Origin of the sequence: Paraburkholderia sp. ZP32-5, assembly GCF_021390495.1 — a bacterium.
Lineage (GTDB): Bacteria > Pseudomonadota > Gammaproteobacteria > Burkholderiales > Burkholderiaceae > Paraburkholderia.
Genome location: NZ_JAJEJP010000003.1, coordinates 1067915 through 1091218 on the forward strand (window position 1 = coordinate 1067915; position 23304 = coordinate 1091218).

The 23304-nt window shown below is 62.0% G+C and carries 18 protein-coding genes; 12 read left to right on the forward strand and 6 right to left on the reverse strand.

Features of this window, described 5'->3' with window-relative positions; genetic code table 11:
- Window positions 1-4: 4 nt before the first annotated feature.
- The 4 genes from L0U82_RS37305 to L0U82_RS37320 form a co-directional block, all read right to left on the reverse strand.
- On the reverse strand, window positions 5-778 hold the full coding sequence (locus L0U82_RS37305) for an SDR family NAD(P)-dependent oxidoreductase (protein ID WP_233838846.1): 774 nt from the start codon (window positions 776-778) through the stop codon (window positions 5-7).
- On the reverse strand, window positions 775-1989 hold the full coding sequence (locus tag L0U82_RS37310; protein ID WP_233838847.1) for an aldose 1-epimerase family protein: 1215 nt from the start codon (window positions 1987-1989) through the stop codon (window positions 775-777). Before L0U82_RS37310 ends, L0U82_RS37305 begins: the two co-directional genes overlap by 4 nt.
- 100 nt (window positions 1990-2089) lie before the next feature.
- Window positions 2090-3004 carry a sugar phosphate isomerase/epimerase family protein gene (locus tag L0U82_RS37315; RefSeq protein WP_233838848.1) on the reverse strand — a complete coding sequence of 305 codons (915 nt, stop codon included), beginning with the start codon at window positions 3002-3004 and terminating at the stop codon, window positions 2090-2092.
- A 101-nt stretch (window positions 3005-3105) separates the two neighbouring features.
- Window positions 3106-4197: a Gfo/Idh/MocA family protein gene (locus L0U82_RS37320; protein ID WP_233838849.1), complete on the reverse strand. Its 1092-nt coding sequence runs from the start codon at window positions 4195-4197 to the stop codon at window positions 3106-3108.
- A gap of 299 nt (window positions 4198-4496) precedes the next feature.
- Here L0U82_RS37320 and L0U82_RS37325 point away from each other — a divergent pair, with 299 nt between their 5' ends.
- From L0U82_RS37325 to L0U82_RS37365, 9 genes are all read left to right on the forward strand, one after another.
- Complete coding sequence (locus L0U82_RS37325; protein ID WP_233838850.1) at window positions 4497-5498, forward strand: LacI family DNA-binding transcriptional regulator; 1002 nt, start codon at window positions 4497-4499, stop codon at window positions 5496-5498.
- Window positions 5499-5602: 104 nt separating this feature from the next.
- Window positions 5603-6529, forward strand: coding sequence for a dihydrodipicolinate synthase family protein (locus L0U82_RS37330; protein ID WP_442793718.1), 927 nt, complete (start codon window positions 5603-5605; stop codon window positions 6527-6529).
- 91 nt (window positions 6530-6620) lie between these two features.
- Window positions 6621-7676: an ABC transporter substrate-binding protein gene (locus L0U82_RS37335; RefSeq protein ID WP_233838851.1), complete on the forward strand. Its 1056-nt coding sequence runs from the start codon at window positions 6621-6623 to the stop codon at window positions 7674-7676.
- A 7-nt stretch (window positions 7677-7683) separates the two neighbouring features.
- Window positions 7684-9114 (forward strand): BPL-N domain-containing protein, encoded by a 1431-nt coding sequence (locus L0U82_RS37340; RefSeq protein ID WP_233838852.1) that lies wholly within the window; start codon window positions 7684-7686, stop codon window positions 9112-9114.
- A complete protein-coding gene (locus tag L0U82_RS37345; protein WP_233838853.1) occupies window positions 9111-10211 on the forward strand; it encodes an ABC transporter ATP-binding protein in 1101 nt (366 codons plus the stop codon). Before L0U82_RS37340 ends, L0U82_RS37345 begins: the two co-directional genes overlap by 4 nt.
- Window positions 10208-11161 (forward strand): ABC transporter permease, encoded by a 954-nt coding sequence (locus L0U82_RS37350; protein ID WP_233838854.1) that lies wholly within the window; start codon window positions 10208-10210, stop codon window positions 11159-11161. The genes L0U82_RS37345 and L0U82_RS37350 overlap by 4 nt, the downstream gene beginning before the upstream one ends.
- 3 nt (window positions 11162-11164) lie before the next feature.
- Entirely contained in the window at window positions 11165-11962 is a 798-nt protein-coding gene (locus L0U82_RS37355; RefSeq protein WP_233838855.1) for an ABC transporter permease, read from the forward strand.
- A gap of 85 nt (window positions 11963-12047) precedes the next feature.
- Window positions 12048-13832, forward strand: a complete 1785-nt coding sequence (locus L0U82_RS37360) for a gamma-glutamyltransferase family protein (RefSeq protein WP_233838856.1) — start codon at window positions 12048-12050, stop codon at window positions 13830-13832.
- Window positions 13833-13902: 70 nt separating this feature from the next.
- Window positions 13903-14592, forward strand: coding sequence for a GntR family transcriptional regulator (locus L0U82_RS37365; protein WP_233838857.1), 690 nt, complete (start codon window positions 13903-13905; stop codon window positions 14590-14592).
- Between the two features lie 136 nt (window positions 14593-14728).
- Here the strand turns inward: L0U82_RS37365 and L0U82_RS37370 are convergent, their stop codons facing one another.
- Window positions 14729-16498: a phospholipase D-like domain-containing protein gene (locus L0U82_RS37370; RefSeq protein WP_233838858.1), complete on the reverse strand. Its 1770-nt coding sequence runs from the start codon at window positions 16496-16498 to the stop codon at window positions 14729-14731.
- Between L0U82_RS37370 and L0U82_RS37375 the strand changes: the two genes are divergently transcribed.
- Window positions 16497-16634, forward strand: coding sequence for a hypothetical protein (locus L0U82_RS37375; RefSeq protein WP_233838859.1), 138 nt, complete (start codon window positions 16497-16499; stop codon window positions 16632-16634). The two genes, L0U82_RS37370 and L0U82_RS37375, sit on opposite strands and share 2 nt — an antisense overlap.
- 644 nt (window positions 16635-17278) lie before the next feature.
- Here L0U82_RS37375 and L0U82_RS37380 read toward each other — a convergent pair.
- Window positions 17279-20851 (reverse strand): autotransporter outer membrane beta-barrel domain-containing protein, encoded by a 3573-nt coding sequence (locus tag L0U82_RS37380; RefSeq protein ID WP_233838860.1) that lies wholly within the window; start codon window positions 20849-20851, stop codon window positions 17279-17281.
- 950 nt (window positions 20852-21801) lie between these two features.
- Between L0U82_RS37380 and L0U82_RS37385 the strand changes: the two genes are divergently transcribed.
- Both L0U82_RS37385 and L0U82_RS37390 read left to right on the forward strand, forming a co-directional pair.
- On the forward strand, window positions 21802-22212 hold the full coding sequence (locus L0U82_RS37385) for a hypothetical protein (RefSeq protein WP_233838861.1): 411 nt from the start codon (window positions 21802-21804) through the stop codon (window positions 22210-22212).
- Window positions 22158-22973 (forward strand): hypothetical protein, encoded by an 816-nt coding sequence (locus L0U82_RS37390; protein WP_233838862.1) that lies wholly within the window; start codon window positions 22158-22160, stop codon window positions 22971-22973. Before L0U82_RS37385 ends, L0U82_RS37390 begins: the two co-directional genes overlap by 55 nt.
- Window positions 22974-23304: the final 331 nt, after the last annotated feature.

The following is a 23304-nucleotide window of genomic DNA, read 5'->3' on the forward strand; positions in this document are numbered from 1 at the left end:
CCCTTTAGTGCATGATCCAGCCGCCATCGACGGCGAGCGTTTGTCCGGTGATGAACCCGGCTTCCTCGGAAGCGAGAAAAACGATCGCGGCGGCAATGTCGTTCGCGTGGCCGCGCCGCTTGATGGACTGGCGTTCGAGCACCATGCGCTCATAACCCGGCAAGTCCGGATGAATCGCTTCGGCGGCGGTTGGAAATGCGCCCGGAGAAATCGCATTGCAGGTGATGCCCTCGGCGCCGAACTCGCGCGCGAGCGCGCGCGTGTTGGCGACCATCGCGCCCTTCGATTCGACATAGGGCTGCAAATGCTCCCAGCCCCCAGACAGCGTGATGGACGCGATGTTGACGATGCGGCCCCAGCCTTGCGCGCGCATGCCCGGCAGCGCCGCACGGATGATTTGCAGCGCGGCCGCAACATTCACGCGATACACGCGGGCGCGCTCGTCATCCGAATACGCGTCGAATGGCCGCGACGGATAAATGGCCGCGTTGTTGATCACCACGTCGAGCGGCGCATCGGCAGTCAACCGATCCAACGTGTGCTGCAACGCCGTCTCATCCGCCAGATCGACTTGCAGCGTTTGCAACTGCTCTTCTACCCGTTCGGACTCCGCGGCGGCGTGTAGCCTCGCGAGCGATTCGGCATCGCGATCGAGCGCGAAGAGCCGCGCGCCCTGGCGCAACAGCGCGAGGCTCACGCCATGCCCCAAGCCTCCTCCAGCTCCCGTTAGCAGCACGCGCCGGCCGCGCAACGAAAACTGCATCGACGTGCCGTTCATGCCGCGCCTCCTTGCCCTTCGTGCCTTTCGCTCGCTCCGCGTCCGCTCAACGGCACGAAGCAGCCGGAGACTGGCGGATAGTCGTCGAGCGGTTGCGGCGAGATCGCGCGAATGCGCTGCTCACTGCGGAAGATGTCTTCTTCGCCAGCGAGAATGCGAATACGTGTGTCGTAGTGACGTTCATCGCCATGTTCGAGCCAGATCAACTCACCGCGCTCGCGCGCGCCGCCTTCGCCGAGCACATGATTCGTCGATGGCTCGAGACCCAACGCATACTGGCCCGCCTGAAGGTTCTGCCATTGATACTGACAGGGAAACTGGTCCTTGCGCGTCGTGACTTCGACGCCGATGCCGAGGCGGTCGTTGACCAGCGCGACGGGTACGAGACCGGCCGCGTCGGCCTTCATCTCGTGCTGCCACACCTGCTCATGAAAGCCCATTTGCGGCGCAGGCATACGCTGATAGCCGACCCCTTGCGCACGATACGAATCGGCGTGCGCGGCCCACACCACGTCCTGAATCGGAGCGAGGTAACGCGCACCTTCGTCGAGCACCGGATAGCCGATGTTCATGTGATAGCACAGCATGTGCGGCGTGCGATAAAAGCCGCGATTGACCACGCGATCGGTCAACTGGATGTCGTTGGTGCCCGCTTCGATCTCGATACGTCGATGCAATTCCAGATGCTCGCCGAACACCGTGCCCTGCGAAACCACGCCTTCAGCCCACAGAAAACAGCGCTCGCCTTCCCAACGCTCGCCATAGCCGCCGAGCCGCGCCGGGATCGTGCCGACCCGCCCATGAATCGAGTGCTGCACTTTCTGGCGCGGTTTGTACACGTAGTTGTCCGCCGGCGAGTCGTGCATGAACAGGATGTGATCCAGCCCGCAGGTGACCAGCAAACCCGAAAACGAACGCAGCCAACCGAGGCCGCCCTCGCCTTCATACTCGTGCAAGCCGGGATGCCGAAACCCGGCGGGCGAATGCCAGCCCACCGCATAGCCGCGAAACTCGCACTCGGCGATATCCATCGCGCGATCGACCAGCACGGTAAAACGCAGACCCGTGCCGCTGCGAAATTCGAGCATACGAATGCCGCGCTCCAGTCCATCATCCAGCGTAACTAGCCTCACACCGGCAAACTGCGCGAGCTGTCCGCAGCGCGCTTCGATCTGCCGCCTGCTCATTGCCGTGGCGTATAGCTGCACCATGTGTGCGTTGACTCCAGAAACCGGCACTCATCGTGCCAGGATGGTTGAGGAATGAGGATCGGGAAACGCGGGCAAAAGCGCCCGCGCTTCGCGCTCGAACTCAAACGCCGTTGGCGCGCAGCCTGCCGTCGAGAAATGCCTTTGCGCGCGGCACATCGTCTTCGGTCAGGTGCTCGATGATGATCGGGATATTCGGGTGGTGCTTCGCAAGACGCCGCAAATACAGGTCGTAGTTCAACGCGCCCAGCCCCGGAGCAGGCAATTCGATTTCGCCCACGCCACGGAACGTGTGGCTCTCGGCGGCGTCGGCGTCGCCGATATCCGAGTGCTTTTCAGACTTGTCGCCGCCGGCGCGTTTGACATCTTTCGCGTGAGCAATGCAGATCTTGTCGGACAGCGCATCGAATACCTGGTTGAGCGTTTTGTCCATCTGATCGATGTTGTGATCTTCGAAGTAATTGGTCGGGTCCATCAGCAAACCGAGCCCCGGGTGATTGACTTCAGCGAACATGCGCAGCGTTTCTTCCACCGATCCGACCACGTTGTTCACATAGGTTTCGAGCAGAAACACGGCGCCATGGTCGTAAGCGTATTGCGAGAGTTCCTGAATGACCGCGCGGCATTGCTCCCAGCCTTCTTCGGTCTTGTTGCGCGGATGGTGGACCCAGTCGCTGTCGGTCGCGAACGTGCCGGTTTCCGAAATCACATACGGAGAGCCCAGGTACTGCGCGTGCGCGATGATCTCCTTCAGGTAGTCATTGCGCCGCTGCCGCTCCGCCGGATCGGGATGCACGATGTTCGTATAGCCGGAAATGCACGAGACCGGCAGATTGTGATCGCGGAACGTATTGCGGATGCGCTCGCACTTGTCCAGCGTGATCTGGCCGCGACCGAGATCCATGTCCTTGAAGTGCAGATCGAGCTGTACGGTGTTGAAGCCGTGAGCGCGAATCCTGTCTGCCGCGGTGGCGAGATCGTACGGAAAATAGCCTGAAAAGATACCGGGTTGAATCATGCTCTGTCTCCTATGGATAGGCAGGGCTCCCCTTGCAAGGGCCGCCCGTCGGCCTGCCTGGAACTGGACTTGTGCACGGAAACCGACGCGGGGCGAAGCCCCTAATCGGACAGCGGAATGTCGGCCATGCGCACCGTGCGGCGCTCGGCTGCGGAGCGATACGCCGCCTCCACCAACGCCATCGTCTTGACGTTATCGGCGACCGTCAGTGCAGGCTCGGTGCCGCTCGCCAACGCGTACTGCAACTGCTCCATCACGCCGACGAAGGCGTGCGGAAACCACATCGTCGACCACTCGGGCGTCACCCACTGACCGTCCGTCAGACGCTCAGACGCATAGCTCAACGTGGAAGGCTTGCCATGCGGCCAGCCGATCGTGCCTTTAGCCACGCCCTCGGTACCCTCGACGCGCCAGTGGATGTACTGATCGTCCGCGAAGCCGTCGTGGCGCGGTCCGGCCCACACATCCTCCAGCGAAAACGCGAGCAGGCCCGAGCCGAATCGCAACGTCGTTGCGACGATGCCGTCCTGATGCGCGAAGCGCGTGCGCGGATCGGTACGAACCACGCTGGTCACTTCGACAGGATCCCCAAACAGATGACGCAGCACGTCGAGGTGATGCACGCTCATGTTGGACAGCGTGAGCCGGTCGTAGCCTTCGAGAAAGCCCTGCCAGTGCGGAATCGCATGCATGTCGATCTGCGCGAGCACCGGTTCGCCGAGCGCGCCTTGATCGAGCAATTGCTTGAGCACGCGCATCGACTGGTCATAGCGCATGTTCTGGTTGACCGATAACAGCTTGCCCGCCTTGCGTGCTTCATCGCGCAACGCCACTGCTTCGGACAACGACAGCGCCAGCGGCTTTTGCGCCAGCACCGCCTTCACGTGCGGCGCGGCGAGAGCCGCGCGAATCAGCTCGGGCTGTTGATCGGGTGGAAACGCGATATCGACGATGTCCACCTCGGGATCCGCGATCAACGCCTGCGGCGTGTCGTACACGCGTCCGATCGACCATCGCTGCGCGACGGCTTGCGCGCGGGCAGGTGTGCGCGATGCAATCGCCGCGACATTGAAGCCCGCTTCGCGATAGGCGGCCAGATGGCACTCGGCCATGATCATGCCGGCGCCGATGCAGCCAATCGTGAAGCCTCTCTCGCGCACGGGTGCATCGGGTTGGAGCCCGGTTACGGACATGCTCGTCTCCTAGTGGCCTGCTTTTCTCGGGTCAAACTATCGCATCTTTTTTATAAACAAATCACATCATTTTGCATGATCGATTTCACGTATTGACATCAAATTGACGGTGTAAGAGCGTTGTCCGGCGGGACTATGCGGCCAAAACTCCTTTAAAAACAGCCTCCTTAGCGCTGTGATGAAAATATACCGCGCCAGATGTTCAATCCTCAAAAACACATCAATTTGATGTAATCAAATCAAAATGATGTGATAGAGTCGATTGCATCCACCCCCCATCAAATCAATCGAATCGAACGATGAGCCGAGCCACCATCACCACGATCGCCGAGGCCGCGGGCGTATCGACCGCCACCGTAGACCGCGTTCTGAACGGACGCGACGGCGTGCGCAGCCATACGCGCGACCACGTGCTGACCATCGCGCGCAAGCTCGGTCACGGTGGCGAAGCGAATTCGAACGCCATTCGCCTGAGCTTCGTTCTGCCCGCCGGCGATAACAGCTTCATGTCGCTGCTGCGCGAGCATCTGCTGGCAGAGGCTCAGTGCCGGCCGGAGGTGCACGCGCAATTGCATCTGGTCGAAGGGTTCAACGCCGAAAAGCTCGCCGCGCAACTGCATCAACTCAAAGGCCATACCGACGCCGTTGGACTCGTCGGGCTCGATCATCCACAGGTCCGCGATGCGATCGGCGCGCTCGAAGCAAGCGGCGTTCATGTGTGCACGCTGGCATCGGACATCCCGACGTCGTCGCGCATTGCGTATGTCGGCATCGACAACCGCGCGGCCGGGAGGCTCGCGGCATGGTTGCTGGGGCGCTTCCTGCCTCAGGGCGTGCCGCAGGAAGTGGCGGTGTTTCTGGGCTCGCTCGCCTATCGCGGGCACGAAGAGCGCGAAATGGGCTTTCGCGCGTTGCTCAGCGAAGAGTTTCCGCACCTCAAAATCAGTCGCATGCTGGAGATCGGCGACGACCGGGCGCGCGGCTACGAACTGACCCGGCAACTGCTTCAGTCGGGCGTGCCCGCGGGCATCTACAACGTCGGCGCCGGCAACTCCGGCATCGGCCGCGCGTTGCAGGAAGCGGGGCTGCAGCGCCAGGTGATGTTCGTCGGCCATGACCTGACCAGCGCATCCCGGCAATTCCTGCTGGACCGCACGATGGACGCCGTCATCGAACAGAACCCCCGCGTCGAGGCGCGCGAAGCCGTCCGGCTGCTGGCATCGGCGGTGCGGGGGCAGACCGAGCCGAGTTATTTGCCCCGGCTGCAGGTCATCTTTCGGGAGAACATCCCCGTGGATTGATGCAGCACGCTTCGGAGCGTCCCAGGGTTTTCCCCTATGCCTGTCAAAAAATATCGTAAATATATTTGCCCAATATTTGGCGGCAGGCCACCCTGGGAGTCTCGATGAGTACCGCTCTGAGCACCACTCGCTGGACCGGCGTTTTTCCGGCTATCACCACGAAGTTCCACGCCGACGAACGCATCGACGCCGAAGGCACGATGCGTCACATCGACTTCCAGATCCGCAACGGCATCCACGGCCTCGTCACCTGCGGCTCGCTGGGCGAAGCCAGCACGCTCACGCTCGAAGAAAAACTCGAGGTCGCGCGCATCGCGCTGGAGGCGGCGGACGGCCGCATTCCGGTGCTCGCCAACGTGTCCGAAACCAGCACCCGCGAAGCACTGCGCTACATCTATGGCGCCAATAAGCTCGGCGTCGCCGGCTTCATGCTGATGCCCTCCGTGATCTACGTGGCCGACGCGCGCGAGGCGATGCTCAATGTGCGGACCATGGCCGAAGCCGCGCAGAAGCCCTGCCTGATCTACAACAATCCGGTCGCGTACCGCGTCGACCTGCTGCCGCAGCACATGGCCGAACTGGCTAGCTGCGAATGGCTCGTCGCGATCAAGGAGAGTACCGGCGACGTGCGTCGTGTGACCGACCTGCGCAATGCGCTCGGCGAGCGCTATCAAATCTTCATGGGCGTCGACGACCTCGCGTACGAAGGCCTCGCGATCGGCTGCGACGGCCTGCTGGCCGGCGTCGGCTGCGCGTTCCCACGCGAAACGGTCGCGCTGTTCGACCTGCTGAAAGCCGGTCGCCATCAGGAGGCACTGACCCTGTACCGCTGGATGACACCGATGCTGCATCTCGACGTGTCCACCAAGCTGGTGCAGAACCTGAAGCTCATCGATGCCATCGTCGGAGTCGGTACCGAGCACGTGCGCCGCCCTCGCCTGCCACTGGCGGGCGACGAGCGCGCGCACGTCGAGCGGATCGTCCGGCAGGCCCTCGCAACGCGTCCGAAGCAGTACCAGTCGGTCGCCTGACATCGCAGCCTCTCATTGCAGCAGCTTATTGAGCCGCTCATTGCAGTAGCTCAAGCACACGATTCTCACGATCGATCAGGAGCATAGAAGAATGAAACGCAGAACCTTGCTGAAGATGGTACCGGCGCTATCAGTCACGTCGCTGGCCGGCCTCGGCGCACGCTCCGCCTTCGCGGACAACGGCTCGCTGACGCTGTTGACCTGGGGCGGCCTGTGGGGCAACGGCATGGCCGAGAACGTCGACGCGCCGTTCCAGAAAGCCACCGGCTGGCGCATCGTGCAGGATCGCAGTTCGAGTCCGGTGGAGCGCGTCACCAAGATGAAACTCGCGCTGAACAACCAGATCTACGACCTGGTTCAGTTGCACGACGGCGTGGTGCCGATGGCGGAATCGCAAGGGGTACTGGAAGCGCTGTCCGAGAGCTCACCGAATCTGCCTTTCCTCAAGCAGATCCCTGCCCGCTTCAGATCGCAAGGCTGGGCCGCCAACATCTATTCGGCGCTCGGCATCGTGTACAACACCGAGAAGGTGAAGAATCCGCCGAAGCGTTACGCGGACCTATGGAACGAAGAGTTCCGCGGCCGCATCGTGCTGCCGGAGATCACCCATTCGATCGGGCCTTACATCATCCCGATCGGCGCGATGGCTGCCGGCAAGCCGCCCACCGACGAGCAAGCCGGCTTCGACATGCTGAAGAAGATGGCGCGCCTCGACCCGATCTGGGCCAAGGACACCGACACGATGATGAGCACGCTGCAAACCGGCGAAGCAGTGGTTGGCCTGCTGTACCGCTCGCAGACTTACACGATCATGGACAAGGGCGCCAAAGTGCAATGGGTGCTGCCGACTGAAGGCGCGATCACCTATACGTCCGGCACCGGCATCGGCAAGAACACCAAGCACAAGGCGCTTGCCGAGCAGTACGTGAACATGACGCTGAACCCGCAATATCAGGCGTGGGTGGCCAAGGTGTTCAACTACGCGCCGACCAATCCGGCCGCATTGGCGCTACTGCCGCCCGAACTGCGCGCGCGGGTGGAGTTCACCCCCGAGCAGGCCAAACGGATCATCGACCTGGACCAGAAGTCGATTGCCGCGAACCGGTCGCGCTGGACCGATCAATGGAACCGTATCGTCTCGGGCTGACGCAATCATGCAACTGGAGATCGATCTGCAACGGCAGCCGCACCGGTTGGCACCGGTGGTCCTCGCGCACCGGGCTGCCGCGCATGGGTTCGCCGCGCACCTGGCGCCGGACGCGGTCACGCTCGACAGCGGGCTTGCCGACGCGCTGCCGGAACTGGGGCTGACAGCACGAGCACAAGCGCAAGCGCAAGCCGGCGCGGCGCGCGGCCAGCGTCTGCGGCATCTGCGCGTGTTGATCTACGCGGATGCCGCCGTCGGTTATCCGTACCACGCGTACTACGCGCATGCGCTGTGGTCGCTCGGCATCGAGCATCGGCGCGTCACGGCGGCGGAGATCGTCGCTGGCGCGCTCGATCACACCGACCTGCTGATCATGCCCGGCGGCTTCGCGACCTGGGGCCTCGATCGCGCGGAAAACGTGGCTGGCGTCGACGCGGCGATCGCCCGCTTTATCGACGAAGGCGGCGCCTATATCGGCTCATGCGGCGGCGCGTTCTATCTGTCGAGCGGCCGCCCTGGCTGGCTCGGCTTGATACCGCGCAAGCCGCTGTATTCGCACGAGTACCTTCAGCCCGGCGTGGGCCTCGTCAATGTCGACCTTGCCGCGGGTCACGCACTGTGCGCCGGCTTGCCCGACCGGATCGAATTGCCCTATTACCACGGACCGATCTTTGCCGCGGCCAGCGACGATGGCTGCGACGCCCCTGCTCTGTTCGGCGGCCTCGTGATGCCGAGCCGGCTTTTCATCGACAACCCGATCGATGCCGCGCACTACCGCGCAGCGCAGCAAGGGCAAGTGGCCATCATCGCCACGCGTGCGCAGGGCCGGCGCGTGGTGCTGTTCTCACCGCATCCGGAAATGGGCGAGTTCCTGCGCCAGGGCATGGCCACCGATCACTACGTGCGGCACTTCCTGCCGATTCGTGGCGACAAGGTGATGGAACAGACGTTGCGCTTTTACGAACGCGAGGATTGCATTGCGTTCCGGCTGATCCTCAACGCGGTGACGTACCTCGATATTCATGCGCGGGATGCGCGTCCGGAAGCTGATGCGGACTCGCAGCACGCCTCCGCCGCCGGCATCGACTACGCACGCTGGCAACAGATCGACCAGGCATGGCGTACCGCTGCGGTGCGCGTCGCTAAACACATTGCGGAAACCGAAGAACCCGAGTTCGCCGAGTTGCTCGATAACGAACTGACGAGGCGCCGCGACGAATGGGACGAGCTGAACGCATGGTGGTCGCGTCCGAGCAACGATGCGACGCCCGCGATCGCCGCCGAATTGATGAATGTCCTCACCGAAGCCATACCGAGCTGGGCTCATAGCGGTCAGCGCCCGGTCGAGCAACTGACGTTGCTGGAATTGCCGCTGCGCCTCGCATCGGCCTGCAAACGCATCGCCGAGCATGATCGAGCGATAAGGAATCTGCAATGAGCACACTGCCACACCGTCAGCCGTCCAACGAAATCGGCGTCGAGCTGAAGGGCATCGTCAAACATTTCGGCGATTCGGTTGCGATCGACCAGCTCGATCTGCAAGTCCACGAGGGCGAGTTTTTCTCGCTGCTGGGGCCGAGCGGCTGCGGCAAGACGACCACGCTGCGCATCGTCGCGGGCTTCGAGCAACCGACCACCGGCTCGGTGTCGATCCGGCAGCGCGACGTCACCGCATTGCCGCCGTACCAGCGCAACTTCGGCATGGTGTTCCAGAACTTCGCGCTGTTTCCGCACCTGACGATCACGCAGAACGTCGCGTTCGGGCTGAAGATGCGCAAGGTCGACGCCGCGGCCGCGGCACGCAAGGTCGAGGCCGCACTGGAACTGGTGTCGCTGGCGGGCTTCGGCAAGCGTTATCCGCGCGAACTGTCGGGCGGCCAGCAGCAACGCGTGGCGATCGCCCGCGCAATCGTGTTCGAACCGGACGTGCTGTTGCTCGACGAATCGCTGTCGGCGCTGGACAAAGTGCTGCGCGAACAGATGCAGGTCGAACTGCGCACGCTGCAGCGCCGGCTCGGCATGACCACGATCTTCGTCACGCACGATCAGGAAGAAGCGATGACGATGTCCGACTCGATCGCGGTGATGCAGGCCGGGCGTATTCAACAGCTCGGCGCGCCGCGCGATGTCTACGAACGGCCGGCCAACGAATTCGTCGCCACCTTTCTGGGCGCGGCCAATGTGATCGAAGGCCGTCTGGCGGGACGTGAAGCCGACGCCGATCTGATCGAAGTGTTCGGCCGCACCTGCCCGGTGCCGGCAAGCGGCGACGCAAGGAGCGCGGGCTCCGCGCTGAAGCTCGCGTTGCGGCCCGAAAACCTGTTCTTGAGCGACGCCGGCTCGGGCGTGCCCGCCACGTTGACCAATGTCGTCTACAAGGGCGCGCAGACGCAGGTCTTCACCGACATCGCCGGTCAGGCGATCGTGATGGATCTGCCGACGCAGAAGCTGAGCGGCGAACTGGTGCCCGGCCAGCGCGTGCATATCGGTTGGGATCCGAAACATCTGGTACCACTGCACGGGGAACCGGCATGACCGCACCTGTCCGCTCCCCTGCCGAAGCCGCCGAGTCCACGAAGGCCGCGTCGAAAAGCACGTCGCGGCAGCGCCCGGCAAGCGCTTCGCGCCTGCGCGTAACCCGCCGCAGCCTGATGTGGACGGTGGCGATTCCGCCGGTCGTGCTGCTGCTGGCGTTCTTCGCGTTGCCGCTCGCCTATCTGCTGTTCATCAGCGTGATGAGCAATTCGGGCACCGATCTGTACGCGTGGCCGATGACGCTCGGCAACTACACCGCGGTGCTTGCCGATCCGTTCTATCTGGGCATCATCGAACGCACGCTGCTGATTACCGTGCTGGTGCTGGCGCTATGCCTGCTGTTCGGCTATCCGGTCGCGCTGTATCTGGTCAGAATGCCGGTCAAGCGCCGCGTGATGGCGATGCTGGTGCTGATGTTCCCGATGATGGTCAGTAACGTCGTGCGCGCGTATGGCTGGGTCAGTATTCTCAGCCGCAACGGCGTGCTGAGCAGCACGTTGCAGCATGTCGGGCTGCTCGATTATCCGAAGCAGTATCTGTATTCGGTCGGCGCGCTGACGGTCGGTCTGATGACCATCTTGCTGCCGTTCATGATCATCTCGATCACCAATTCGCTCGCCGCGATCGATCGGCGCTATTACGAGGCGGCGGAGTCGCTGGGCGCGAGCCCGTTCCGTGTGTTTCGCGAGGTCACGTTTCCGTTGTCGACGCCGGGCGTCACCTCCGGCCTGCTGCTGGTGACCTTCCTCGCGCTGAGCGCGTATGTATCGATCTCGCTGCTCGGCGGCGCGCGCTACAAGCTGCTGGTCAGCATGGTGTTCGATGCGGCATCGACCGCGCAATGGCCGAAGGCGGCGGCGCTGTCGTTCGTGCTGCTGGTGGTGGCGCTGCTGCTGGCCAAGATCATTCAGCTGTTGCTGCGCCCGCAGCGCGTCCAGGGGAGAGCGTAAATCATGCGTGCAAGCAAATGGCTACTCGGTGGCACCGCGCTCGTCGCGTTGCTGCTGATCTTCGCGCCGATCCTCGTCGTGCTGCTGCTGTCGTTCAACGGCGGCGACACGATCGCCTTTCCGCCGCATTCGCTGTCGCTGCGCTGGTTCCGGGCCTTTCTCGATTCCGACGAAATGCGCGGCTCGTTCGTGACGAGCTTCTGGCTCGCGCTGCTGGCGGCCACCGTATCGACCGCGCTGGCATTGCTCGGCGCGACCTATCTAGCGCGTCAGCGCGGCCGGCTCGCCGCGCTGCTCGAAACGCTGTTCATCGCGCCGCTGGTATTTCCGGCGATCATCCTGGGCCTCGCGCTACTGCTGCTCTATCGCACGTTCGGCATGCCGCTGATCGCGGGTCTCGCCATCGCGCACGTGGTCGTGTGCTTTCCGTATGCGCTGCGCTCGATCTACGCGGCACTGCAATCGTTCGACTGGTCGCTGGACGAAGCGGCACTGAGCCTCGGCGCCAACCCGTGGCGCGTGTTCACGCTGGTCGTGGTGCCGATCATCTGGCCGAGCATTATGGTTGGATGGATGTTCGCGTTCATCGTGTCGTTCGGCGAGGCCAACGTCGTGCTGTTCCTGACCGGCCCCGGCGTTACGACGCTGCCGTTGGAGATCTTCAGCTACCTGCAATTTCAGGGCGATCAACTGGTGGTGGCCGCGGCTTCGGCGCTGCAGGTCGGCGTGGTCGTGCTGTTCCTGCTGATCGCGCAGCAGGTGCTGGGGACCAGGAACATGGTCCGCGCGGAGCAAGGCTAAATGCGAGGCTAAATGCGGGCCTGAAATCAGGCCTAAAAGCACGGCTGAATCGTTCACACTACATTCAAAGACAGAGGCAGACACCATGAGCTTCACGACCCGTCCCGAGTTGCGTGGCACGTTCGGCGCGATCAGCAGCACGCACTGGATCGCCACGGCCGTCGGCATGGCGGTGCTCGAACGCGGCGGCAATGCGTTCGATGCCGCGGCGGCCTGCGGCTTCGCGCTGCAGATCGTCGAGCCGCATCTGAACGGTCCGGGCGGCGAAGTGCCGATCATCTTCCAGCGCGCCGGCGACGCCGAACCCACGGTGATCTGCGGCCAGGGCGTGAGCCCCGCGTTGGCCACCATCGACGCGTTCCGCGCGCAAGGTCTCGAGATGGTGCCCGGCACCGGCCTGCTGCCCGCTGTGGTGCCGGGTGCGTTCGATGCATGGATGCTGATGCTGCGCGACCACGGCACGATGCCGTTGGAGGACATCCTCGGCTATGCGATCGGCTACGCGGAAAACGGCTACCCGCTGCTGAGCCGCGCGGTCGCGTCGATCGTGCCGGTCGAACAGATGTTCCGCGAAGACTGGCCCACGTCGGCCGCTGTATGGCTGCCCGGCGGCAACGTTCCGAAGCCCGGCGCGTTGTTCCGCAACCCCGGCATCGCGGCGACCTACAAGCGCATCATCGAAGAAGCGAAGGCCGCGAGCAGCGACCGCGCGGAACAGATCGAAGCGGCTCGCAAGGTCTTTTATCAAGGCTTCGTCGCCGAAGCGATCGATCGCTTTTACCGTACCGAGTCTCTCGTCGATACGTCGGGTGAAGTGCACGGCGGTCTGCTGCGCGGCGACGACATGGCGAGCTGGCAGGCCAGCTACGAGCCCACCGTGTCGCTCGAATACGGCGGCGTGCGCGTACACAAGACCGGCCCCTGGGGACAAGGCCCGGTCATGCTGCAGCAACTGGCGTTGCTGTCGCACTTCGACCTCGCGGCGATGGATCCGCTGGGCGACGAGTTCGTCCATACCGTCACCGAGTGCGCGAAGCTCGCGATGGCGGACCGCGAGGCGTTCTACGGCGACCCCGCTACTTCGGAGGTGCCGCTGGAGCTGCTGCTATCGGCCGAGTACAACGCGCGCCGCGTCAAACTGATCGACGACCGCGCATCGATGACGGTGACCGCCAGTCACCTGGCCGGCGCAAGCGAACGCCTCGCGATGATCTGCCGCCGCGCCGGTTCGGAAACGCCGCACGGCGCGGGCGGCGGCGAAGTCACGTTCGCGCCGATCCCGGCGGTCGAGGGCGACACCGTGCATCTGGATGTGGCCGACCGCTTCGGCAACGTGGTATCGGCGACGCCGAGCGGCGGCTGGCTGCAAAGTTCTCCGGTGATCCCGGAACTCGGTTTTCCGATTACCACGCGTGGACAGATGTTCTGGCTCGACGAGGGGCTGCCCTCCAGCCTGCGTCCGCGCACGCGTCCTCGCACCACGCTGACGCCGACGCTGATGACGCGCGACGGCGCCGCGTGGCTCGCGATCGGCACGCCCGGCGGCGACCAGCAGGACCAGTGGCCGCTGTCCGTGTTCCTGCGCCATCTGTGGCACGGCTACGGCTTGCAGCGCTCGATCGACGCGCCGATGTTCCACAACCGCCATTGCCCGACGTCGTTCTATCCGCGCGACTACGAGCCGGGCCGTCTGCTGATCGAAGGCCGCTTCGAGCCGCGCGTAATCGAGCGCTTGCGCGAACGAGGCCACAAGGTCAGCGTGATGGACGACTGGTCACTGGGACGGGTCTGCGCGGTACAGCGCAGCGAAGGCATGCTGCGCGCCGCCGCCACGCCGCGACATATGCAGAGCTACGCGCTCGCGCGCTAGCCGATTCGATCCGGCGTCCGCCGCGTGCGTCTGCCGCGGCCGGACATTTCAACTGCCTTTGAACCGTTTGATGAGGACTGTCATCACGAACCACCCCGCCATCGGCCTGTCCGGGACCGCACCGTCCAAACGGCGTGCGGCCGACGTTGCGTACGACAGGATCGAAACGCTGATTTCGAAGCTCGTGATCGAACCCGGCAGCCCGGTCGTCGAAGCGGATCTGGCGGTGCTGACCGGTCTCGGCAGAACGCCGGTGCGCGAATCGCTGATGCGCATGGTGTCGATCGGGCTGATCGTGCAGCAGCCGCGGCGCGGGCTGATGGTGTCGGCGATCAATGTAACCGACCACCTCGACGTGATCCAGACCCGGCGCGTGCTCGAACAGCTGATCGCCGCCAACGCCGCGCGCCGCGCAACCGCCGAGCAGCGCAAGACCATGCTGGCCTGCTCGCAGCGAATGGTCGAAGCGGCCTCGCGGGACAATCTGGATGACTACATGGAAGCCGACCAGGCGCTCGATCATGTCGTGCACAACGCGTGCCGCAACCGCTCGGCCGTCAAGGCAGTGGTCCCGCTGGTGGTGCAATGCAGACGCTTCTGGTATGCGTACCAGCACGAGGGTGACACGGCGATGGCCGCGCGTGCCCATCAGGAAATGGCGGAGGCGATCGCCAGCGGTAACGAGGCCGAGGCGACGCGGCATGCGGGGCTGTTGATGGATTATCTGGAGCGGTTTGCTCGCTGTGTGATTGATGCTTGAGCGACGCTTGGCCCATACCTGAGCGACACTCGAGTCCGTATTGCGCCGCAGGCTGAACCGCAGTTGCGCGACAAACCGCATGCCACCCTGGGTGCCGTCAAGAGCTTCGGCTTACGACGGCCAACCAGCTTGATCATCAACGCACCCAGAAATCGAGCTCCCTCTTCGCGTCGCTGTTGAGTTGCGCCTTCTGCCAATCACTGCTCTCAAGCAGGAAGCCGTCAGGTTGTTTACCTTTCTTCTGCAAGTCGTTCACATAGGCTAGCCAGCGGTAGTGGTGATACACCGACAGAACGTGAGTGGCATAGTGCAACGCCAGTTCCTGATTACCACGCACGATGATGAAGTTGTCGTCATTGCTTCCGCTTGCCGAGCCTGAGAAGTTGTGGCTCCCGGTCACCACGATCGGGTTGGTAAAGGGATCGACGACGATCAGCTTTGAATGCACGATAGCGTAGCCGATAACTCCGCCGTGGCCATCTCGGCGCTTGAGAAACTCGTTGCGGGTGACGGTCGCCGCCCAGTTGGCAAACTTGTTCATGCCTTCCGGCCGCACGATGTCGAGCGTGGCGCTGGCACGCTTGTTCAAGGTGAACGTCTCAACGGTAACCTCGCTCTCGTCGGCGCTATCGCCATCGCTGGGCGGAGTACTAACCACACCCTTGATGTAGAGCGACCTCCTTGCTGACTGCAGCGCGCGGATAGTGGCCAGCGTGGCCGTGCCACCAGGCTGGAACATCAGGAACATGACGGCTTCCTTCGCGGAATTGACCACGTCGTCCAGCGCCGCCAGATCGACCTTCTTGTGCGTGCGCGTGAACCAGATCTCACCGGAAGAGGAATGCTTTCCGGCCTTGAATGCCGCGGGCTGATCGTTCGCTTCTACCAGCGCCGGTGGGAACGAGCTTTCGGCATCCCGGAGGCGCTCCCACTGCGCCAGATATTCGGCAGCTACGTCAGGGTTGTCGATTAGCAAACCGTTGTTGATCTGCGTGCAAAGGCCGGTAGTGGTCCAATTTGTGCTCCCGGTCCAAGCCCTCTGTGCGGTGCCTTTGCTATCGGTCAGTACGAGAAACTTGTTATGAGCGAGCGCGCCCGGAGAGACAAAGCGGTCAAAAACCTCTACTCCGTTATCCTTTAGTAGCTTGCGAGCGCTCTTGTTTTGGTCTCTCTTGCGGGCCTCTTTCGAAGTTTCGGCTTTCTTCTTAGTGATCGATCCATTGGAGAGCACCACATGCGCATTTCCCTTGAGTGCCGTCAAACCCGCAATCAACTCGTCGTCGTCGAGTTCGTACAATGCAGCGTAGAGATGGCCTTTCGATTTTTTTGCGCTGTCGAGCAGCGCCAGCATCTCGGTCCGCAATGTGCCTGAGAGGAAGTTCCGGATGGGTAGCTCATGCTGGGCCAGGCTGTCCTTGAACAGGCTTAGTGCTTCCTTGCGTGTCTTCAGCTTGTTCTTGATTCGAAGATCTTCCAGGTAGCGCGACATGAACTGGGAAATAACCAGGCCGCGATTGAAGTACGAGGAGAAACCGTCCTGCGTACCACCCGAGAGCTTGATCCATGCGGTCCAATCGCTTTGCTCGCTGACCAGCTGGCGTAGCTTGCCTTGCGTATGGATCATAGGCGTGACGCGATATCGCACCTCATCACCGAGGTTTGCCGTAAAGTCCGCCCACCAGAATCGCTGAAATGGCCAATCCGTCGAGGGACGAACTTCGCCAATCTTTGGCTTGTCCCGTTCAAATCCTTTCCGGTTATCGAGCGTGCTACGCACTACCTTGCCGTCGGGTGTTCTCAATTCCTTTTCGATCGCGAAACCCCAGCAGTCAGTAACAGGCTTTGCAATGGTCCAGAAGATTACCGCGTCGTCGGAATTGACGATCAAGCGAATATTGGTGGTCATGTCGACTTCCTTTCTGGCCTGTTTCGAATCGGTGATAGGACTGGTCGTGATGCTCGATAGTCGAGTCAGCGACGCAGTCGTTGCACAGCTTGCGTCGGCACGCGTCACTACAATCGGCTACCAGGCGACCGGATAGCGTTCCTGCTTCTGATGAATTTCTTTAATTCACGTTAATTAACGGACAAGCAATTGCACGAATTTCTCCGCACACGAGCGAAAGAGAACCGCCTCGCTCAAATCAATGCACTGTCTGGCAACTGCGCTTTGATTCCCGGTTCAAGACAAAGAAGAAGCTGCATGATGCGACCTGAACGGCAGGCTTTGAAAGTAAACGTGTAGTGTTCGCATCAGCAAAACAAAACGTTACCGTTTGGCGCAACAAGATTGCGCTCCTTCGCTTATCTGGTTGGCGCTGTGCGTGCAAGAAAGCGATGCATCAGGCGAGAATACTTTCCAACTTGAAGATAGGTAATCGAAAGGAAAGGAACACCAGGGACTTATCCGAATCATTTCTCGCCATGCTATGTGCGGAAGCGCACATTCAGGATCTCACACGCGTGCTGACGTTTGCGTGGCCGATTGCAGCCGCCAGGATTCGGCCAACTACGGACGATGCCTTGCACCACTGCCTGGGCCTTCGTCCGGTTCACTATTAACAACGGCCCTTCGTTGGACAATACCGGTCCGCAGGTTGTCATTCGGACGAACTCACATCGAAACTGTGCTTTCGATTCGACCTGAATATTCGTATTTCTTGAAGGACATAGCCGCAACCCGCGCCTACCAGGAATATCGATACCCTGCCTGACCGAACACGGTGCGCGCGTATTCACCGCCAATGTTGTGTGCGTACTTGATATTGACGTACAGCTCGGACGATTTACCCATGCTCGTCGTCACACCCACGCCCACGTCGTACCAGGTCCTCGCCGGATCGCTGTCGAACGGCGTGCCGCCCACGCTGGTCTGCCCGGCAGAGAAGAAGTCATGCAGCACGTCGAAGGTCAGATAAGGCGTTGCGGCAGCCGTGCGACCGTCGTTTTGCAGATTCGCGCGGAACAGCCGTAAACCCACTCGCCCGCGCAAGCCATTCGTACTCGTGCTGGAAATCGGCGAAACCCCGTCGTCCGCCGCATTCATATGCAGGTACTGATAGAGCAACTGCACCTGCGGTTCAATCGCGATACCCGTCGAGCCAGGAAGCAGGAAGGGCTTGCCCATCTCGCCCGAGGCGCCGGCGCTGAAACCGTTCTGGGTTGTCTCGTCGCCGTAGATATCGCCGTATTTGTTGTAGTAATGCGTGAGTTGGCCCACGCCATCGAAATAAGTGCCGTCCGGAAGATATTTCGTCCAGTAGCCGCCAATGGATTGCGCTTGCGTTTCCACCGAGCCCGTTGCGTCGGACAGTTGTGAATTAAGGCTGCGCAGAGTGTCGTCGAAAGTCGCCGACATCGAGCCGAAGGTCACCATCACGCCCGCATGCGTGCTGCCCCCATTGGCGCCGCGCCCGAGCGTCCAGTCCTTGCCGAATTGCCCGAAGAACGTCTGTCCACTGGCCGAGAACCCGTTGTTTGAATCGACGTCGGCATTCTGCCCGCTCACACGACCCCAGACTCCATTGCTGTTGCCGGCGCCGGTTTTATTGGCTTGTCCCGCTTCAACGCTTGCGATGTCGCCCACGCGTTCGTTCAACGTCCCCATGATCGTAAAGCCGTAGTCGGCATCAAGCAGCGGAGTCATCGAATAGCCGACCGCGCCCGGACGATATGCAACGTTTCCGGAAGGCGCGACAGAGCCGCTCGCCGCTGACGACGAAGACGACGATTCGAGCATCGAGCGCAAGTACCAGTCGTTGGCGCTCGCAGTACCACCTTGATACAGCAGATACTGATAAGCGCCGCTCTGGATCACATTGCTCAGGCGGAAACTGTTCGCGGCCGACGTTCCATCCACCTGTACAAGCTCGATGCCGTCGCCCACCGTCTGCACGCCCGTGCCTGTCGCGCGTACCTGAATGGTCGTGTTGCCACTCGTATTGCCCGTAACGATAAGCCGATCCGTTCTGGTGGCCGCGCCGCCCTGATTAAGCAGCGTGTTCAGTACCAGTTGCCCGTTTGCACCCGAGTAGTTTCCGCCAACGGTCAGCACGTTGCCGATTCGTCCGGATGCAGCCGCCACGTCCACCACACCCCGATTCACGAGATTGCCGCCGATCGTGAACGAGCCGTTCGCATCGGCCGCAAACGAAGGCAATGCGTTGGCGACAGCGATCGTGCCCGCATTGGTCACCGCGCCCGCTACCGTGCCATAACCGCCGAGCGTTGCGCCGGCCGCCACGGTCGTTGCGCCCGCACCGAGGGTGGCGTTCGCATGCGCGGCATCGCCGACCGCGAGCGTGCCGTCCGAAACGCTCGAGCCTCCGCTATAGGTGTTCATCGCGTTCAGGACCGTGACGCCCGAACCTGTTTGCGTCACGTTGCCCGTGCCGGAAATCGTGCCGCCGAAAGTGACGCTGTCCGAACGGTCGAAGGCGAGCGTGCCGTTGTTGGTGACGTCGCCGGAAATGCTCCCCGAGGTTCCACCATTGCCGAGTTGCAACGTCCCTGCCGAAATCGTCGTGCCACCCGTGTAAGTATTGCTGGCCGTCAGGATGGTCGCGCCGGTGCCGATCTGGCCGACCGAGCCGGTGCCGGAGACGATGCCGCCAAAAATGACGTTGTCCGAGCGGTCGAAGGCCAGCGTGCCGTTGTTGGTGACATCGCCGGAAATGCTGCCCGAGGTTCCGCCATTGCCGAGTTGCAGCGTCCCTGCCGAGATCGTCGTGCCGCCGGTGTAGGTATTGTTGGCCGTCAGGATGGTCGTGCCGGTGCCGATCTGCTCGACCGAGCCGGTGCCGGAGACGATGCCGCCGAAAGTGACGCTGTCCGAGCGGTCGAAGGCCAGCGTGCCGTTGTCGGTGACATTGCCGAGGATGCTGCCCGACGTTCCGCCGTTGCCGAGCTGCAGCGTACCCGCCGAGATCGTCGTGCCGCCGGTATAGGTGTTGTCGTCGGTGAGCGTGAGCGTGCCCGCGCCTTGCTTGGTCAGCGCGCCGACGCCCGACATGATCGTTGTGGCGGTCACATTGAAACCATTGGAATCCAGCACCATGCCGCCGGCCCCGAGAATGAAACTGTCGGGCGCAAAACCATAGATCAGCGCTGAGTTGGGCGTGCTGTCGGCGGTCGCCCGCAGCGTGCCGTTATCGAATGTCGCCGTCGCGTCGCCGACGCCCGGCAGCAGCGCCGCTGTTTCGAGGACCCCGTTGGTGTCGACGGTCAGCGTGCCGTGGGTGCCGCGGTCGGCACCCACGACGACCCCTCCCAACGCCGAAACAAGACCGCCGTTGCTGATGATCAGTGTTCCCTGCCCTGGCGTACTCCCGAAGGGGGTTTGCCCGATGAAGAGAACGCCGGAGTCAGCGAAGCTGGAACCTGCCCCGGTCACCAGCATCGACGCGGTGCCGTTTACACCGATGCCGGCGTTGACAGCCTGGATCGTGGCGCCGTTGGAAACCGTCACATCGACACTGTTCGTCGCTCCACCCGCCGCGAAGTTGCCAGCGTTCCAGACGGTACCCGCTCCGTCTACCAGCATGGTGATGTTGGATGCCAAGGTAAATCCCGGGCCTTCGCCAATCGAGGCGTTGCTGGTCGTTAGCTGGGCGCCGTCTGTCAGTGCGATCGACGCATCCCCGCCCCGGCCGACGGCAAGGTAGTCTGTGGTCAAACTCGAACCGCTTCCCGTGACCGTCAGGGTGCCCGAATTGAAGCTCAGGAAGCCGACCTCGACGGTGTCCGGAATGACGAGCTGAGCGCCGTTGGAAACGGTCAATCCGCCACTGCCCGATCCGTTGACATCGAAGGCGCCGCCAAAGGTACCCGTATTCCAGACCGTACCTGCCCCGCTCAATGTCAGCGTGGAGGCGCCCACGTTCAGGTTCAGCCCGTTGCCGGAGCCGTTGCCAGTAGCCGTTCCGGTAGGCACCACGGTCCCGCTGGGGGTTGTGACGTTTCCCGACAGCGTAAGGTCCGGAAGGTAGTCGTTATTGGTGTTCGCGTCTGTCATCGCACTGGTCAGATCGGACGCCGTGCCCACGGTGTACGACGTCTGCGCGTGCGCCGGACGCACGCCGGCGAACGTGCAGAAAAGCGCGGCAATCGCCGTCGATAGCATCAGGGAGCGGCTGGAACGCACTCCGATGCCAGGGTATTTCGCGGCGGCACGTCCTTTGTTGTCTCTCGATATGACACGTGAATTGCGTGCAGAAACCGTATTTATAGTTTTCGCTGCTTTATTGCAATTTTGTTTCATGATGTCCCCGATCACCGTTGTGGGCAGTACATTATTTCTAATGCAAATCACGCCCTATTTATCGTGCCAACAGGTGCGATATGTATTTCACCATTCCCAGATGATTTCCGCGTTTTCACTATTTTGTCGCGCAAGGCATCGAGCGCACATCGACGTTAATCTCATCGATCCGCGCGGCGTTATCTTTGATGCCGAGATTTCATCTGTCTGTGGAGCCCCGTTTCGCGCCGCCTGGCGGCGGCGTTGAGTCTTTCATTTATCTGCCATGCGGATCAACCATGGCTTTGATTTTCTGTGCCAGAAGCGTAGTCTCCGGGCGGGCAAAATGCAATCCTGATAGTCACGCGCAAGACCAGCCAGTTCCGCTTAACCGGCGCGATGATCAACAATGCCGGAGATTTGCAAAGTCTGTTAATTCTTGTCAAATACTGGCGTTTGAAGCCAGGCTATCCCACGAACGTTAAATTGCGTCGACGTTTTTGACCACCAGATTCCAGACTGGATCTTCCTTCAACTGAAAGGAGATCGTCATGAATACACTTACCGACATATCCTCGTCGTGACCCATCGCAGCCAGCCCCCGTATTAGCTAAGGAATTAGCGCGACAAGCGCCACAAATGCCCCCCTCACACCGGAATATTCATCCCTGTCATCCGTTTAGTGCACACGCTTCGCCCGCATTCGCGTTAGCCATCGGACGATCCAGTGCTAGCTGTGAATAACGCATGCCACCTTCGCCGCGCACTCGCTGGCAACGGGGCTATTTCTGCGTGGTTGACGTAATTCGCCCGACTGCTGCCGACGCTGTGCGACCCGCGTTCGAGTCGCAAGACTGCTGTGCTAGTGTCCGTTTCGCGGACACGGGCGAAATTCGCTTGCGGCGGCCGGCGCGTGATGCGTGCAGCGACAACAGACGCGCCCGCCCCGCGGCATTCGTGGAGGCGAAGTCATGAATCCCCTCATGCAAAGTCTTGCTCCGATGTTCGGCTGGCAACCCTGCCACCGCGTGGCCCGTGGAAAAGGCCGCGCGCTGAAACGCTTGCTGCTGACCACGCTATATGGCACCAGTGTCGCGCTTTCTCTCGCGGGCAGCGCGATGGCCGATGACCTCACGGCGCTGTTGCCGCCCGCGTCCATCACGTCATCGACCGTGCCCGCCAACGGTGACCTCAATCCGTATGGTGTCGCGTTCGTGCCCGATGGTTTCCCCGGCTACGGCACGATCGCCACAGGCGACCTGCTCGTGTCCAATTTCAACAACTCGCAAAGCGCAGGCAACCTGCAGGCACCACCATCGTCAAGATCGTGCCGCATGGCAATCCGGTTACGTTCTTCCAGGGTCCGGCGCGTCTCGGTCTGAGCACCGCGCTCGGTGTGTTCAGAGCCGGCTTCGTACTGGTCGGCAATGTACCGACCAAGGACGGTACGTCCCCAACGGCGGGTTCGCTGCTGGTGATCAATCGAAATGGCAGTCAAATCGCGGAATGGATGCCCGCGGCGGCAAAGATCAACGGTCCCTGGGATCTGACGATCTTCGATGCGGGCGATCATGCGAAGGTTTTTGTGTCCAACGTGCTGGATGGCACCGTCACGAGGCTCGACGTTAGCATCGACGACGACGGCGTCCATCTGAACCGCGCCACGAAGATCGCGTCCGGCTACACGTTTCGCTCCGATCCGTCAGCGCTGGTCCTCGGCCCCACGGGACTTGCCTACGATCCGCAACGCGACGTGCTGTATGTCGCGTCGACCGCCGACAACGAGATCTTCGCTGTCTCCGGCGCGGGCAGCTCGCAACACGACGGCAGCAAGGGCGTGCTGATTTACGCGGACAACAACCATCTGCGCGGCCCGCTTGGAATGGCCCTCGGACCGAACGGCCATCTGTTCGTCGCGAACGGCGACGCGGTCAATGCCGATCCGAAGCATCCGAGCGAAATCGTCGAATTTACGCCGCAGGGCCGCTTCGTCGCGCAGTTTTCCATCGACCCGGCAGTCGATGGTCCGTTCGGCATCGCGTTCGGGCAGCCCAAGCATGGGTTTGTGCACTTTGCGGCAGTCGATGACAACACGAACACCGTGACCGTCTGGCGTTTGCCATTCGAGGACGCGGACCACTGAGGTGTCACTCCGCACGCAGCGCATCACGCGATAAAGGTGCGCGCGTGCGGTTTTTCTGCGGGGATGCGCCGAAGCCCTGCTCCCCCGCTCCGCGACAGCACACCCGCAAGCATTTCGCGCCGCCATTCCCGTTGCAATTCCCGATGCAATTCACATTGCTGCCGTCGCCCGATCGCGATGCGATCCCCGTATCGGCCTGAAATTGTGAGATTGCGTAACAGGCAGCTTGCGAACTTCAATATGTCACCTTCGCGCGGTACCAATTTACTTGCGACACATCGTGCCATGGCTATATGCGATCAGCATCTGCCATGGAGGACCCGCGCCGGCC